Genomic DNA, 14,302 nt, shown 5'->3' with positions numbered 1-14,302 from the left:
TTTATCTAGAAGCAATCTATGAAATCGCCTTATGCTCCGGAAAGAACATTCGGTAAAGCAATAAATGAATAGTTTGCAAAAATAAATAGATTGGTATGGAATAAGTGAGCTGATACCCATGTTTGTAATGAAAAATACCAACGAGTACGCTAAGCCACTCGACTCCTATGCCCATAGACGTCCAGAGTAAGATGTAGGGTATCGTGTAAAAACCACGAACACCCCATTTTTTGTAAAAATAAATAAATATATAACCAAATGGTGCATACATCGTATAGGAGAAAATATCAAAAAGCTGATAACGGGATTCGTCACCTACATCGTACAAATCAAAGGGGGGGACAGCGATGGTGTGATCAAACATGAGACCAAAAACGACCCCAATCAATAAATTAAACAAGCTCTGTGTTAAGGTAAACTTTTTTGGTAATATCCAAATCGCAAGGATCCCTACGACAATCATCGCAATGACGAACCATTCATTTCCGTTAAATCTATTATCGTAAATGGTTACGTCGTTCATAGTGATTTCTCCTTTTGCTGTAGATGAATTAATAAGCGGCCAAACCAATAAGTTATAATCATTAGTGAGATGATTAATAGGCACTCATAGAAGATATTCCATCTCTCATAGGTTATTGCACCATTGAATCTTAGGAATTGGCCTATGCACATGATAAAAGAGAATGTATACAGAGATATGCCTATTTTTGTGCTTCGTTTCAACGTAGTCAGATAGACATTAGCAAAAGTGAGAAGGGTTATTGAAAAGGTGAAGTCCCTATGTAAAATAACCGAAAGGAATTCAGGCACCTTTTTGCTCAGATGGAAAACTCCTACAGTGTCACTTAAAATCGTTAATTTGTTAATGTCCACGATAGCTAAGAGCATGTAAAGCAGCACGTTCGTAATGACAGACAATTTATTGGGCAGGTAGGCGAATATATGGATACTAAACCAAACAAAAATCAGGCAAATGACGAGTATCAAGGCAGGGCTCCTTTGCGACAAAATAATCGAATAGCGTAAGTAGATGCAAATAAGTATCGTCTCCTATTTTTACCTTTATTGAGTTGTTTAAACCTTCCTCTTAGGAGGGACAGCTGACCTCTAAGCAAAAAAAATAAAGATTGCCTCCTACCCGGCCATTCTGGTCAGGTGGTTGGCAATCTTTTTCAGATCGGACAAAATCCCGGAGTCTGGGCGTATAACTGCTGCGTGAAGCGGGGATCCAGCTTGGCAAGTTCAGCAAAATAGTTGCTTATCGCGTGGTTAGCGGAGACGGAGCCCCCTTGATAAGTTAATTCAACCCCATTTTTCACATGAATATAGTGGTAAACCTTATCCGTTCGAGGGGATCTATAGATGAAAGGCGGAAGCAAAGGGACGAGGTCGTTGGTATTATAAATCCGATAGTGAGGCCCGGTCCTGCGGTTGAAAAGACTAGCGAATGCCTGATTTCCAACACGAGGTGAGGCATAAGTATACACGGAAGGATTTCTAAATTTAGTGTTTGTGGAAATATCGGCGGCGCATAAAGCAGCGAGAGCTCCTCCAAGACTGTGCCCTGTGATGTACAACGTTTTCTCGGAGGAAAGTTTGTTTAGCGCGGTCACAATCGATTTGCGAGCTGAACGGTAAATGTCGAGAAATCCTTCGTGTACGAGGCACTGCTCTTTTGTGTAAGGAAACTGGGTTTGTCTGGCAATGGCATCGGAGATCCAATCGGATGTTGTATGCGTGCCTCGAAATACGATGACAATTTGAGCATCGGATTCGGCAATAAAGCCGAAAAACTCTTTTTCACTCAGGATGGAAGTTGCCTTGAAGGAAGAAACCATCCGGTAGTTGTGTGGCATAATCACGCTTTCGGGACCATTTTCAAGTAGGATATAGCTTTGGCTGCACATAGCTGCTAGAAAGATTGCCGTCCGTGTATCTAATGAGTTGCTGAGCATAAGTCCATTCCTCCATACACACAGGATCCGTTCTCCTATATATATGAAAATAGTGGACAGCTGTCCTCCGACAATCGCCTATTTTCTAGGAGGCTTTCAGCAGGCTGATCCTATCAGGTATAATAGGCGAAGGAAGGTGGAGATACACGTGTTAAAACGCTTTTTTTCGTATTATCGGCCCTATAAGCACTTATTTATTTTGGATTTTACCTGTGCAGTCGTGGCTGGGCTCCTAGAACTGGGTTTCCCACTTGCTGTTAATCAGGTCGTCGATAAATTGCTTCCTGCCGGGAATTGGATTTGGATTCTTTGGGCTTGCGCGGGTTTGCTTGCAGTCTATGGACTCAACACGGTGCTAAATTTCATAGTCACATATTGGGGACATAAGCTAGGGATTAATATCGAAACGGATATGCGGAAAAAGATGTTTGATCATCTGCAGAAGCTCTCATTTCGGTTCTATGACAATAACAAAACGGGTCAATTGATGTCCCGTATGGCAAACGATCTACTAGAAATTGGTGAAGTTGCGCATCATGGCCCAGAGGACTTATTCATTGCGGTAATGACGCTGATCGGTGCACTCCTGCTTATGCTTCATATTAATACGAAGTTGGCGCTCCTCACCTTCGTTATTGTCCCATTCTTGCTATGGATAGCGGTGTATTTTAATCAAAAAATGACGAAGACGTTCCGTCGAATGATGGGCGACCTTGCCGATATTAACGCAAGAGTAGAAGACAATATTGGTGGGATTCGTGTTGTTCAAGCTTTCGCAAATGAGTCCTATGAGAAGAAGCTGTTTGAGGATAACAATGGAAGGTTCCGGTTGACAAAGCTGCTTTCCTATAAAATCATGGCGTGGAATGTTTCGCTGAGTTACATTTTGATGCGTCTGGTAACGGTTTTCGTTCTTATTTGCGGCACATGGTTCGTGATTGACAAGCAGATTTCCTATGGAGAATTTATTGCTTTCGTACTCTTAACGAACGTTTTTCTGGGTCCCATTCAGAAAATCAATAATGTCATTGAGAGCTACCCCAAGGGAATTGCCGGCTTTAAAAGGTATGTTGAAGTCATTGATACGGAGCCTGAGGTAGCTGATCTGCCGAATGCCATGAAGGTTAGTCATCTCAATGGTCAAATTACGTTCGACTCGGTGTCATTCGGCTATGGGGAAGAAGCCCGTGTATTGAATGATATCAGCTTATCTATTCGAGCTGGAGAAACCGTTGCTTTCGTAGGTCCATCAGGCGCAGGGAAGACCACGATCTGCAGCTTGCTGCCCCGATTCTACGATGTGAGTGCGGGCAGCATTTCCATTGATGGCCTCGATATTCGCAGCATCCAGCTGGAGTCGCTGCGCCGTCAGATCGGCATCGTGCAGCAGGATGTGTTCCTGTTCTCCGGCACCTTGCGGGAGAACATCGCGTACGGCAAGCTTGGCGCGACGGATGAGGAGATCTGGGAAGCTGCGCGGCGCGCGCAGCTAGCAGGTTATATCCAATTGCAGCCGAAGGGGCTGGATACGGTTGTAGGTGAGCGCGGCGTCAAGCTCTCGGGCGGTCAGAAGCAGCGCCTCGCGATCGCGCGGATGTTCTTGAAGAATCCGCCGATTCTCATCCTCGATGAGGCGACGTCGGCACTCGACACGGAGACAGAGGCGGCGATTCAGCAGTCGCTGGCCGAGCTGTCGCGTGGCCGCACGACGCTAGTCATTGCCCACCGGCTGGCGACGATCAAGAATGCTGATCGTATTGTCGTCGTGACGGAGCAAGGCATTACCGAGCAGGGCGGACATGAGGAGCTCATCGCAGTGGGCGGTGTGTACAGCCGCTTACACCAAGCGCAGTTCAGCTCATGATCCCGGGCTGCAGCAAGCTAGCTTAGGCTGGTTCGCTGCAGCCTCTTTTTTTTCCAAAGATAGGATAGAACTTCCAAATGAATCGTGATAAACTATGGAAATGGTTATCTACCAACGGTGAATAATAGAACGAGGTGACGATAGTTGAAATCGATATTTCGGTGGCTGTTGCTTGGGTTATTTACACTCGTGTGCATCTTCTTTCTGAGCAATATCCGTAACGCCTTCTTATCTATGCAGCCGGATCAGATTCGGGTCGCAATAGGTCCAGGCACAAGCATTCAGAAAATAAGTGAGCAGTTGCCTGGCAGTCAAGTACTAAATGAAAAAGCAGGCTTATTGTCTGTTCCTTATGGAAAGTCTTGGGACTATATCGGAAAGACAGTGTCGATCAAAGGCATATTTGGTGCGACCGCTGTTCCACTGGAGCATCCCATTATTTCCTGGCGTTATTATGGCTTTTCGATAAAAGAGCAAATTAAAGGTTTCGCGCATGGTGATTTTGGCAAATTCCGCAGTCCTTTTAATAGGAAAGAGGTGGCTGTTCTTGGGGAGCTCCCCAACATGCTTCTTCGGACATGCACTTATTTCATTCCTGGTTTACTGCTCGCGATTGTGCTAAGTGTGCTATTTGCGATGACAGCATCCATGTTCCGCCGATTAGGTGCCTTGATGGATGGAATGCATGGCTTGCTTGTTGGCTTGCCTGATTTTTTCTTAATCGTTCTCATCCAATTGGGGGCGGTCTATGCGACGAAATATTTGGGACACTTTGTGCTGCTCATTGTTCAAGTCGGTGATAAGACGCCTTTCCTCATTCCGTTTCTCACGATCGCGCTGATTCCCTCGGTCACCATTTACGGCACACTTCGCATCGCGATCGCGCGTGAGCTGGGACAGGATTATGTCGTTACCGCACTAGCCAAAGGGTTAACCCGCAGAGAGGTGCTTATCTCTCACGTTATGCGAAATGTCATGGCTGATTTGCTGGCGATCTTGCCCAAAGCGACCACACTGGCACTGGCCAGTATGGCTGTTGCAGAAGCTATCTGCGGAATCTCCGGTTTGGGTGGATTTATCGTCTCCCCAGCATTACAGAGTGTCTCCTCCATGTCGGCTATCTGTATGGCACTTGCGCTAGTCGCCATGGCTTTTCATGTATTCTACGCATTGCTGCGCAAGAAGTTTATTGTTCAGACAGGGGAGGTGGTTTGACGATGATGAAACGCTCATCAACTGCTTACTACTGTTCGATTGCCATCATCGTGCTCATCCTGCTTGTGATGATATTCGGCACTTGGCTGATGCCCCATGGGATTGCACCGGAAGACAAGATTAATATGCTCCAATATCAAGAAGACGGTAAAACGAGATACAGTATTCCGCCATACGCGCCGAACAGCACCTTCCTGTTGGGCACCGATCATAGGGGCTTTGATGTGCTGAGTTTATTGCTGAATGGGTTGAAATATACATTAGGCACGGCGCTAGCGTTGACCTTGTTTCGCTTTGTGTTTGCCCTCCCATGGGGATTTTGGAGCGGGAGCACTGGCAGAGGAGGGGGCATTCTTCGCTCCATGCAGTGGGTCGTTTCCTCTATGCCTGCGTTTATATTCTTGTTCCCGCCTTTAGCAGGCATGTACTTTGGGCTGCGGCTTGATCAGGGGTTGAAGGCAGACCCGCATTACCAGCTGTTGTTCTCGGTTACTTTTGTTAGTCTAGTCACATTCATTGGGATATTCCCATTAGCCCATCAGATAGCAGATCGGACACGTTATTATAATGAACGACTATTTATTGAAGCTTCACGTTTGATGGGCGGTTCTGTGTTCCATCGAACGATGCGACATTTGGTTCCCTGTATGAGAAATGAAATGTTGTTCATCTTCCTTAGCGAGTTCATGCAGGTGCTCTTCTTGTTAGGGCAGTTGGCTGTATTTAATATTGTACTTGGCGGGGTTGAGACAATTGGTGATAGTGATGCAGGCTATTCAATCGCCATCACAACATCGGGTGAATGGTTATCGCTAATCGCCTATGGCTCTAGGTACATTAGACTGCATCCATGGATTATTCTGAGTGCAGGAACCAGCTTCGCAGGACTTTTTCTGGCGCTGCAGTTTTTCTTGAATCAGCTCAAACGCCGCTACGGCAGTGAACGTCAATTAATGTGAAGCAAAAAAGGTCGGGGTTCCATCCTGAGGATGGGCTCCGACCTTTTTCCATATGAATTATCGACGTAATGAGCTGAGTTGGATGTCCAATCTAGCTGCTACGCCAGCAGGCGCTGCGTCACTACGAGGTCCACCAAAATTAAAAGCGATGATGACGATGTCATTACGACCCTGTCTCAAGAAGCGACGTACGTTGAAGGTGCGACCAGTGTTGTAGAATGGAGGGGTATTCTGCGGTGCATCATAGACCACTGGCACTCCGTTAATGATCACAACAGCGTAATTGTCGACCGACAAGAAGAGGGATGCGGCGAGAATGGCTCTCCGCTGCGAGAGCGAGAATCGTGTCGAAATGACGGCATTCTCAGCGCTCAGATTGCCGGAGTACCACACATAGTTGGCGTTAGTAACCGGTACCCATGCTGGATTACGAGGGATAATCTGGGCGTTGAACCAAGAGTTATCGGTTCCGATCGAGATGATACGCTGGCTCAGGAAGCGGCCTGCTCCCAATCTGTTGTGTTTCTTCAATTGGGCATGGTACATCAGCAGGGCTTTCGTTTTTGGTAAGCCTGAACATCTAGGTAGTCTAACAATTTTAGTGGGTCTCCCTGCGATACGTTGTTTCTTAATCATCTAACCATCTCCTATCAAGTTATGAATATACTTGCTTAGTATTCTATGTTTGATAGAGAGATTTGCGAGGGTGAAAGCTGATAGAGTTCTAGAGAAATAGCCCCAAATTTGCACCTTTGACATAAAAAACGTAAATTAAATGTTATTATAACACATAATATATGTTAAAATAATGAAAAAACATGAGGGGGACACCTACGTGGATGACAAAAATGATAAAACCAAAAGACTCTCCGTTTACTTACCGGAGAAAGTAAAGTTGGATCTGGAGCAAATGGCCGACGAAACGGGTCTGTCGATGACACAGTTAATTGTGATGGCCACGCACGGCTTGCTAGCCAACTACTCCGCGCAGGGTGGCGCTATTTTCGCTGATTTATTGGCAGCCAGACAACGAATTCTCCACGAAGTGAAGGATAAGCATCAGCTTATAAACGAAGAAAAAGTGAAAATGCAAGAATACTACGGTGCCCGAGCGGAGGAGTATGAACGGATTTACCATCGGGAGGACGGGGAGTTCCAACAAGAGCTTGGTCTCTTAAGCGAAATGGTGAAGAAGCAGGTGGAAGGTCGCAACGTTCTTGAGGTAGCCTGTGGGACCGGGTATTGGACCGAAATTGCTGCGAGTACGGCTAAGCACATTGTAGGTGTTGATATTCGTCCTGAAGTGCTGCAAATTGCTAAGTCGAAGCCTTGGCCAGCTTCCAATGCAGCATTTGTTCTGGGGGATGCGTACCAGCTCTCCGAAGTGACAGGGGCATTCGATTTTGGTCTAGCCAACTTCTGGTTCTCGCATATTCCGAAGAATCGAATCGAGTCATTTCTGCAGAGTTTCCACCAACGTTTAGGCACAGGTGCTCGCGTCTTTATCGCCGATAATGTTTACGTACCCGGGAGAGGCGGAGAGTTGATAACAAATGAACATAGTGAGGATACCTACAAAAGACGCGAGTTGGCTGACGGATCCATGCATGAAATTATCAAAAACTACTACACATATGAGGAACTGAACGACATTTTCAAGCCTTTATCTCAGCATTTGCGAATATTTGTGGGAAGCAGCTTCTGGTATGTCAGTTACACAGTTGCTTGAAATAGAAATGGATAGGTAAAATATCCATTGACCGAATATGTTACTTGAGTTACATTTGTTATTAAAGTAACATATTCGGAGGGGTTAACAATGAGCATTTTTTCGAAAATATGCAATTGGTTTATGGCAACATCAACTTGGATTCAAGCATTGACATGGTTTGTTGCCTCACAAATCGTGTATTTTACTATGTTGTTTGTGACCATTCCAGCCATTCAGAATAAGGCAAATGGCATGAAAATGTTTGACTTAATGACTACGGGTTATTCGCCGCAATACGTTACATCTTTCCTAGAGGCGATTGGGGAGACGGGGCGGAAGTTATACTTAACGAATCAAATGCCATTGGATCTTATCTATCCAAGTTTAATGGCCATTACTGGCGCACTGTTCATTGCTTTATTTTCAAAAAAAATCAACCATCGTTTAGGTGTTATCCTGTTTATCCCTATTTTCGGAGCTGTGTTTGACTATTTTGAAAATATTATGGTAGCCGTGATGCTGCTTTCCTTTCCTAATATCCCAAAACCGATCGCCTTGTTTGCTAGTCTATTTACGGTTTTGAAAACTATTCTTGATACTTTATACTTAGTGCTACTAGTAGTGTTGTTCGTTATATTCCTATACAAAATTATACGTGGAAAAAGGAAAATTGAAGGCAGGAGTGCAAATTCTAAGTAAGGTGGTCAAATGGATAATAATCTTCCTTTAAGAGAACGAAAAAAATATCAAACGATGTTAAGTATTCTAGATGAGTTTTTACTTTCGCTTGAAAGTCATCATTTTGATGAAATCCATATTGAAGATGTATGTAATCGGGTAAGTATTTCGAAGGTAACTTTTTTTAGGTACTTTACTTCCAAAGAGGAAGTTCTCGACTATTTTGTGCTGCAATGGTGTTATCAAAGAAGTGTTGAGATAGATAAGGGAACCTATTTCGGAATAGATGGCATACGTCAAGTTTTTAGAACTGCAGCAGAAATACCTCATGCTAAGAAAATTCTGATTGCCATCATTCAATACTATTCTAAATTAAAAGCTGCACCAACGAAAAAGGAACTCAGTGAATATGAGCGCTATATTATCTCGCAAAACTCAATAGAAGGAATTCATATTCAAATTCTTCCTTTAGAAGCTTTATTTCATGTCTATTTATCGCAAATAGAGAACTTGTCGGAATCGAAGATATTGCTCTTTTCGCGTCAGTTGGTATCACTTTTCTATGGGATTCCGTTTCAGGTTCATATTCAAATGTTGGAATCTAAGACATTGATAGAAGCATATATGGATAGTGTAGACAGTTTATTGGTAGCAATTACTCATGATATCCATTAGGCCAACAAAAAAAGCTTAGTCAAGGCCCGCGGCTGCTTTCTGACTAAGCTTTTCTCCATATTATTATTTATTATTTTCATTTTCATTTTGTCGTCTTTTCATTACGTTATTCACTAAGTTTTGAGTTGCGTCTTGTGTGGATCCAGTTACGTTTTCAATGGCGTTTTGTACATAATTCGTTGCGGATTGAACTCCGTTTTTAAAGATACTGGTTTTGTTAACATCAACGTTATTCGGATTACTCGTATTGTTTGACATCGTTCATTCCTCCAATGATATTCTAGAGAGACTGTCGTTTGATTAATTATGCTTTCTTACAACTGGTACACATAACTTCTACAACATCGTTCAACTGCGAATAGGGATTCACTCATCCAGCAACCTCAACCTAGCATATATGACGATTGATCCCGATTTAAGACACCTGCATGTAGAGCAAGATTGGTTGAATGAATCGACGGTCTCCTAGATGTAATATTTGAACTCTCGTTTGACCTTACCTATTGATCTCATCGTCTTCCGTAGTCTCGTTTAACTCCTGCTCGGCATCCATCTCAGCGGCGGCATCGAAGACATTCTCTTTCGGCACCTGAGTTATATCTTCCTTTTGCTGAACCCAGTAACCAACGTTACGGTACCAATATTGAAACGAATCGTCCAATTGCAGCTCTCGGTTGCGATCCTCGTTAACATCGGAGTCAACTTCTAACCCCTCTACGAGGAATCCGTCTTCACGATTCTGTTTTCGATTGATATCATCAGGTGTATTCACGTTAAGTTTCCCTCCTAAACATTCTTATCATAACGCTCCTCCATCCTTGTAAGGATTAATCTGCATAGATAGGGAACGATTTATACAAAATCTCTAATGCCCAGAAGTAAATTTAAGGCCGAGAACGCCAACTAGGATCAGAATCATGAACAAGATCCTTGTTAAACTAATGGGTTCATCTAGAAAGAGGGTGCCGATTATAATCGCGCCGACAGCACCAATTCCGGTCCAAGCCGCGTATGCTGTGCCTATAGGGAGAGTTTTTGTTGCTACCGCTAAAAAATAGAAACTTACAATCATCCCTGCGATCGTGACGAGGGAAGGAACTAAACGTGTAAAACCATTCGAAAATTTCAACGAGATCGCCCAAAGTACCTCAAATACACCTGCAATAACGAGATATAACCATGCCATGATGAATCACTCCTCTTAAATTTCTTATACGTACCTATTATGCCGCAAAAAAGGAAAAAGCCTGGAAGTTATATCGCTAAAGCGATATGACTCCCGGGCTTTTTCCCCTCCGTGACCACAGCGTATTCGCTGCGTGTTTCCCCTCGGACCAGTCTGACGATGAACGCCACGGAACCCTAGAAAACAATATGCCGTTATTATAGAACGGCTAACATACGATGTCAAGTTACAAGATTTGCAAATGAATAAAAGCCCTGAAAGCTGCTCTTTCGAGCGGGGCTTGTCCGGGCTTTATTCATGAGTCTTGCAGAGTTTACTTGGATTCAGCAGTTAGTTGATTGTAGATATCATCCCACAGAACTCGTCTGGCTGATACATACCGCTTCGCGTAATAAGATTGGCTAAGTTTGCTTTTCACTATACCTTCATCGGAAGCAGAGTGAATGAATTCACCGTTTCCAAGATAGATACCAACGTGAGAAATGCCATTGCCGCCGCTTGTGTCAAAGAACACAAGATCACCTTTACGAAGATCTTTTTTGTCAACCCAGAAGCCTTCTTTATTTTGAGATGATGAGCTATGAGGAAGATCAATGCCGAATTTGTCGAAAACGTATGAGGTAAAACCAGAGCAATCAAAGCCCTTTGTGGTTGTTCCTGCCGTTCTGTACGGAATTCCGAGCAATCCGTCAACCGTTTCATCCAAAGTGGATTGGGCCGCTGACACGCTTCCTAAACCGATACTCAAAAACAAAACAAGGCTAAAAACAAGAGCAACAATCTTTTTCAACTGCTTGTCTCCTTCCGGTGCCTACGAGGTTAGCTGGAGGGTTCGGTTGAAGGTTCCCTATGATCCCTGTCTTGCAAGATCAATTCACCCGGTGTGGTTCCCCCGTTTCCCCAAGAAATGAGGAATTCGGCATGAAATATTTGGTTTTTTTTGATGCTAGTCCTTGTAATTCGTCATAAACATTTAAAATCCTCCTTTTCTATGAGTCTACTCATTAAAATATGCAAGTTTATTAGGGAAATAAACAAAAAAAAGCCCCTTTTGCAAGGGGGGAGAAGAAAATGTGCTAATTTCAGCTTATTTATATGCACTTAGCCGTTCATTTTGGCAGATAGAAGCTGATATTGGGAAGTTATGGCCCACATTTGGAAGAAAATGTGGAAAAGCGGAAAGAGCTGATAAATGATTAGTGCTACCAGACCTGCCCAAATGTAAGTTGCAGTGACTGTGACCCCTGCCAATAGTCCTGAGGCGATTAGGAGGATAAGTGCAAGCCCGATAATAGGAAGCAAAGAGCGAACGAAAGTGATGACGGTGGATAAAATGCCAAGTTTGGCAGCAATCGCGAACTGCACGTACATAAAAAGAAGATGTAAGAGAAAGCCATAGACGAGCATGCCGAGAAGCCAAGGCAGTAATTGGAGGGCCGCTTGCTCATACGATGTGGTATGTGCGAATTGTTTTTGCGCTTTAGGAAACAGCCATATGAGCGGCAGCAAAGAAAGCGAGATTCGAACGACATATGCGATTAGGAATGGGAGCATAAGCTCCTTTATGCCTCGGAAAAAGCGATAGCCGGCATTTTGCTGGGAATGGGTCAGCGAGTAGTAGACGCCGCTATTCAATATTGGAGTGAGCAGCATGCGAACAACAAGTAGAGCAGCCAGCCACCAAAGGTAGGAATGGCTAAGATCGGTTTTGACAAGTTGGAACTGTCCTTCAGCTAGAAATAGCTGCAGCGCTTGCTTCGGTTGCTCGCCACCAGGATAGCGGTGCATGAGAGGGACGAGAACACCCTGTACAAGCTTATACAGCAGGATGCCCCAGCCCATCTGATACAGGAACAAGACGATCGTGGCGAAAGGTTGCCGTAAAGCCGCCCTGAAGCCAGACTTGATATAAGTTGCCACAGTTGTCCCTCCTAAGAGTTTTCCGTAGGAAAACTTTCTTCGTAAGCATGTGCACTAGAGTTTTGCTTTAGCCGCTTACCAGGCGACCCAGCCGAAAATGGCTTGCAGGAATTGAATGAGACCGAGATTTAGGCGGATTTTCCACTTGGTATTCACTTGCGTTTGCATAAAATTATTAATATGTTTATTTTCCAGCACGAGCGAGTAATTAGGATCAATTCGAACCCAGTCTACAGGAGTCTTGTGGGTTAGTTTGAATTCGATACTGCTTTCTTTCCCGTCCCATGTTTTATCAAGCACTGTGCCGTCAGAGAAATGGAACTGGATCGGCACCTCGGGCGAATTGCCGCCTCGTTTGGAGATGAGAACGGCACTTTCGTAGGACTCTGCCCCTTTGCTGCCCACGGATTTGACGCGAATGCTCTCCACGGTGTAGTCCATCATCATGGCGCCATATACATATTGATTAAAGAAATCATCCCACTTCGTTTTGCTCACTTCTTCGACAACGTTCTGAAAGTCCTTTGTAGAAGGGTGTTTAAATTCCCAACGTTGGAAATAAGTGCGCATAATGCGGTCCATCGTTTTGCTGCCAACCTGCTTCTCAATGGCTTTAAGCACGAGCTTACCTCGTGTGTACACATTCTCTGCGTATTGATCATGTCCCGTATAGGCCCACGAGTTCTGCTGTAGAGTATGTGGAGATGTAATAAAGCTGGATTCGACAGGTAAATTAGGGGACACCCCGTACTCCGCTTCCATGACTTTATCCTCCGCATAGGAGGTAAAGCCCTCATCCAGCCAAGCTTCTTCGAATTCATTGCTCGCTACGAGTCCGTAGAAGAACTGATGTCCAATCTCGTGAACAACGACACGTTCTAGCTCTAGATCTGGTTTCTTGTCGCTAGCATCCCACGACGTTACCAAAGTTGGATATTCCATACCGCCAACACCATTGCCTCCTGGGGGAGGTACGACAATCGAAAGGGTTGAATAAGGATACGATCCGTACCATTGGCTGTAGCGGGAAAGTGCCTTTTTGGCAGCGTACATATAACGGTCCTTCAAGTCCTGATGATTGGGATCGAGATAGAGCTTGATCTTGACCCCGGGTATTTGTGCGGTCGAGTAGGGTTCTTCCACATAAACGAAATGAGGCGATGCCGACCAAGCGAAGTCATGCACATCATCCGCATAAAATTGGTACGTCTTCATTCCGTTGTCGGTTACAGCAGGCTTAACCGGGAAACCGGTAGCTGCTACGATGTAGTTCGCCGGCACTTGAATTTTCACGTCATACATCCCGAAATCGGCATAAAATTCCGAATTTCCATGGTATTGGTGGAGATTCCACCCTGGCTCTGTACGTCCTCTTGTTCCAACCCTTTCATAGGCAGCAACTTTAGGGAACCATTGTCCGGCCATGACGAATTCATCCACATAGCCCATTCTTGCGAAGGCGGCAGGCAGCTTGACGAGGAATTCCGTCTTGATCGTAACTTTCTCCCCGGCTCCTACCGGCTTAGGCAGCGGGATTTTGAGCAGCGTGTGATCGTCCTTGTTGCCGTCATCGGGCTGCACGAATGCCATGCGCATACTGAGATCCTCTCCGTCAACCGTTTTTACAGAAAGCAACTTCATACTGCCACTGCTGTCAGCCTTGGCTTCATCTTCACGCAGCTTACCACCTGATTCACGCATAAACGTCGTTTTCTTTGAGGCGAACGCATTAGGATACAGATGAAGGTAAAGCTCTTGCACAGGGACGGTTCCCGGATTTTCCCAAGTCAACGTTTGCTGCCCATTGAGCTGCCTCGTTTCGGGCGTATAAGCAACGCTCATGTGATACTCCGCAATTCGATAGCTAAGCGCAGTTGGTGCTTGCTTCTCTAATGGCTTGCCGCTATCTGCAGGCTGCATGTCCGGCGCCGGAGCAGACTTTTCATCCATAGAGACGACTGGAATGGCTAATTTACTTGCAGATGGGAGCAAATTTTCAGACAGCAGGACAGCGCCTGCTGCAAGGAGCATGACAACGAACCATTGAACCTTGCGGTTTTTGAATAGAACACTCATGATATCCACCCCGCCTAAACAAGCATCTACAGCATGTATATGTAGACAACCTAGGGAATA

At 44.8% G+C, this 14,302-nt stretch carries 15 protein-coding genes and 2 riboswitches; of the genes, 6 read left to right on the top strand and 9 right to left on the bottom strand.

What is annotated here, in order from left to right; genetic code table 11:
• Positions 1-16 precede the first annotated feature (16 nt).
• Positions 17-523, bottom strand: a complete 507-nt coding sequence (locus tag GC102_RS32830; RefSeq protein WP_171693212.1) for a hypothetical protein — start codon at positions 521-523, stop codon at positions 17-19.
• Between the two features lie 652 nt (positions 524-1,175).
• Positions 1,176-1,958 carry a lipase family protein gene (locus tag GC102_RS32825; protein ID WP_246321248.1) on the bottom strand — a complete coding sequence of 261 codons (783 nt, stop codon included), beginning with the start codon at positions 1,956-1,958 and terminating at the stop codon, positions 1,176-1,178.
• Between the two features lie 148 nt (positions 1,959-2,106).
• Here GC102_RS32825 and GC102_RS32820 point away from each other — a divergent pair, with 148 nt between their 5' ends.
• From GC102_RS32820 to GC102_RS32810, 3 genes are all read left to right on the top strand, one after another.
• Positions 2,107-3,822, top strand: a complete 1,716-nt coding sequence (locus GC102_RS32820; RefSeq protein ID WP_171693211.1) for an ABC transporter ATP-binding protein — start codon at positions 2,107-2,109, stop codon at positions 3,820-3,822.
• 144 nt (positions 3,823-3,966) lie between these two features.
• Positions 3,967-5,037, top strand: coding sequence for an ABC transporter permease subunit (locus GC102_RS32815; protein ID WP_171693210.1), 1,071 nt, complete (start codon positions 3,967-3,969; stop codon positions 5,035-5,037).
• Between the two features lie 2 nt (positions 5,038-5,039).
• On the top strand, positions 5,040-5,996 hold the full coding sequence (locus GC102_RS32810) for a hypothetical protein (RefSeq protein ID WP_171693209.1): 957 nt from the start codon (positions 5,040-5,042) through the stop codon (positions 5,994-5,996).
• 57 nt (positions 5,997-6,053) lie between these two features.
• Here the strand turns inward: GC102_RS32810 and GC102_RS32805 are convergent, their stop codons facing one another.
• Complete coding sequence (locus GC102_RS32805; protein WP_171693208.1) at positions 6,054-6,632, bottom strand: hypothetical protein; 579 nt, start codon at positions 6,630-6,632, stop codon at positions 6,054-6,056.
• Positions 6,633-6,831: 199 nt separating this feature from the next.
• Between GC102_RS32805 and GC102_RS32800 the strand changes: the two genes are divergently transcribed.
• The 3 genes from GC102_RS32800 to GC102_RS32790 all read left to right on the top strand — a co-directional run bounded on the left by GC102_RS32800 (position 6,832) and on the right by GC102_RS32790 (position 9,060).
• Positions 6,832-7,725 carry a methyltransferase domain-containing protein gene (locus GC102_RS32800; protein WP_312883443.1) on the top strand — a complete coding sequence of 298 codons (894 nt, stop codon included), beginning with the start codon at positions 6,832-6,834 and terminating at the stop codon, positions 7,723-7,725.
• Between the two features lie 90 nt (positions 7,726-7,815).
• The gene (locus GC102_RS32795) at positions 7,816-8,406 is read left to right on the top strand and encodes a hypothetical protein (protein WP_171693207.1); all 591 of its coding nucleotides are present in this window, start codon (positions 7,816-7,818) and stop codon (positions 8,404-8,406) included.
• 9 nt (positions 8,407-8,415) lie between these two features.
• Complete coding sequence (locus GC102_RS32790) at positions 8,416-9,060, top strand: TetR/AcrR family transcriptional regulator (RefSeq protein WP_171693206.1); 645 nt, start codon at positions 8,416-8,418, stop codon at positions 9,058-9,060.
• A gap of 63 nt (positions 9,061-9,123) precedes the next feature.
• Here the strand turns inward: GC102_RS32790 and GC102_RS32785 are convergent, their stop codons facing one another.
• From GC102_RS32785 to GC102_RS32760, 6 genes are all read right to left on the bottom strand, one after another.
• Positions 9,124-9,318 (bottom strand): hypothetical protein, encoded by a 195-nt coding sequence (locus tag GC102_RS32785; RefSeq protein ID WP_171693205.1) that lies wholly within the window; start codon positions 9,316-9,318, stop codon positions 9,124-9,126.
• 238 nt (positions 9,319-9,556) lie between these two features.
• Complete coding sequence (locus GC102_RS32780; protein WP_216628243.1) at positions 9,557-9,832, bottom strand: hypothetical protein; 276 nt, start codon at positions 9,830-9,832, stop codon at positions 9,557-9,559.
• 93 nt (positions 9,833-9,925) lie between these two features.
• Positions 9,926-10,246 (bottom strand): quaternary ammonium compound efflux SMR transporter SugE, encoded by a 321-nt coding sequence (gene sugE, locus GC102_RS32775; RefSeq protein ID WP_171693204.1) that lies wholly within the window; start codon positions 10,244-10,246, stop codon positions 9,926-9,928.
• Between the two features lie 88 nt (positions 10,247-10,334).
• Positions 10,335-10,437: riboswitch (guanidine-I (ykkC/yxkD leader) on the bottom strand.
• A 122-nt stretch (positions 10,438-10,559) separates the two neighbouring features.
• Positions 10,560-11,036, bottom strand: coding sequence for a C40 family peptidase (locus GC102_RS32770; protein ID WP_171693203.1), 477 nt, complete (start codon positions 11,034-11,036; stop codon positions 10,560-10,562).
• Positions 11,037-11,039: 3 nt separating this feature from the next.
• Positions 11,040-11,178: riboswitch (cyclic di-AMP (ydaO/yuaA leader) on the bottom strand.
• 169 nt (positions 11,179-11,347) lie between these two features.
• Complete coding sequence (locus tag GC102_RS32765; protein ID WP_171693202.1) at positions 11,348-12,166, bottom strand: hypothetical protein; 819 nt, start codon at positions 12,164-12,166, stop codon at positions 11,348-11,350.
• Positions 12,167-12,241: 75 nt separating this feature from the next.
• Positions 12,242-14,242, bottom strand: coding sequence for a M1 family metallopeptidase (locus GC102_RS32760; RefSeq protein ID WP_171693201.1), 2,001 nt, complete (start codon positions 14,240-14,242; stop codon positions 12,242-12,244).
• Positions 14,243-14,302: the final 60 nt, after the last annotated feature.

It is taken from the genome of Paenibacillus germinis (assembly GCF_013141785.1).
GTDB lineage: Bacteria > Bacillota > Bacilli > Paenibacillales > NBRC-103111 > Paenibacillus_E > Paenibacillus_E phytorum.
The sequence above is the reverse complement of the archived record's forward strand: the minus strand, read 5'-3'. Positions and strand labels throughout refer to the sequence as shown.

Excerpts from the sequence above, each read along its gene's own strand:
- GC102_RS32830 (WP_171693212.1), bottom strand. The coding sequence starts at position 523 with ATGAACGACGTAACCATTTACGATAATAGATTTAACGGAAATGAATGG.
- GC102_RS32825 (WP_246321248.1), bottom strand. The coding sequence starts at position 1,958 with ATGCTCAGCAACTCATTAGATACACGGACGGCAATCTTTCTAGCAGCT.
- GC102_RS32810 (WP_171693209.1), top strand. The coding sequence starts at position 5,040 with ATGATGAAACGCTCATCAACTGCTTACTACTGTTCGATTGCCATCATC.
- GC102_RS32805 (WP_171693208.1), bottom strand. The coding sequence starts at position 6,632 with ATGATTAAGAAACAACGTATCGCAGGGAGACCCACTAAAATTGTTAGA.
- GC102_RS32795 (WP_171693207.1), top strand. The coding sequence starts at position 7,816 with ATGAGCATTTTTTCGAAAATATGCAATTGGTTTATGGCAACATCAACT.
- GC102_RS32790 (WP_171693206.1), top strand. The coding sequence starts at position 8,416 with ATGGATAATAATCTTCCTTTAAGAGAACGAAAAAAATATCAAACGATG.
- GC102_RS32785 (WP_171693205.1), bottom strand. The coding sequence starts at position 9,318 with ATGTCAAACAATACGAGTAATCCGAATAACGTTGATGTTAACAAAACC.
- sugE (WP_171693204.1), bottom strand. The coding sequence starts at position 10,246 with ATGGCATGGTTATATCTCGTTATTGCAGGTGTATTTGAGGTACTTTGG.
- GC102_RS32760 (WP_171693201.1), bottom strand. The coding sequence starts at position 14,242 with ATGAGTGTTCTATTCAAAAACCGCAAGGTTCAATGGTTCGTTGTCATG.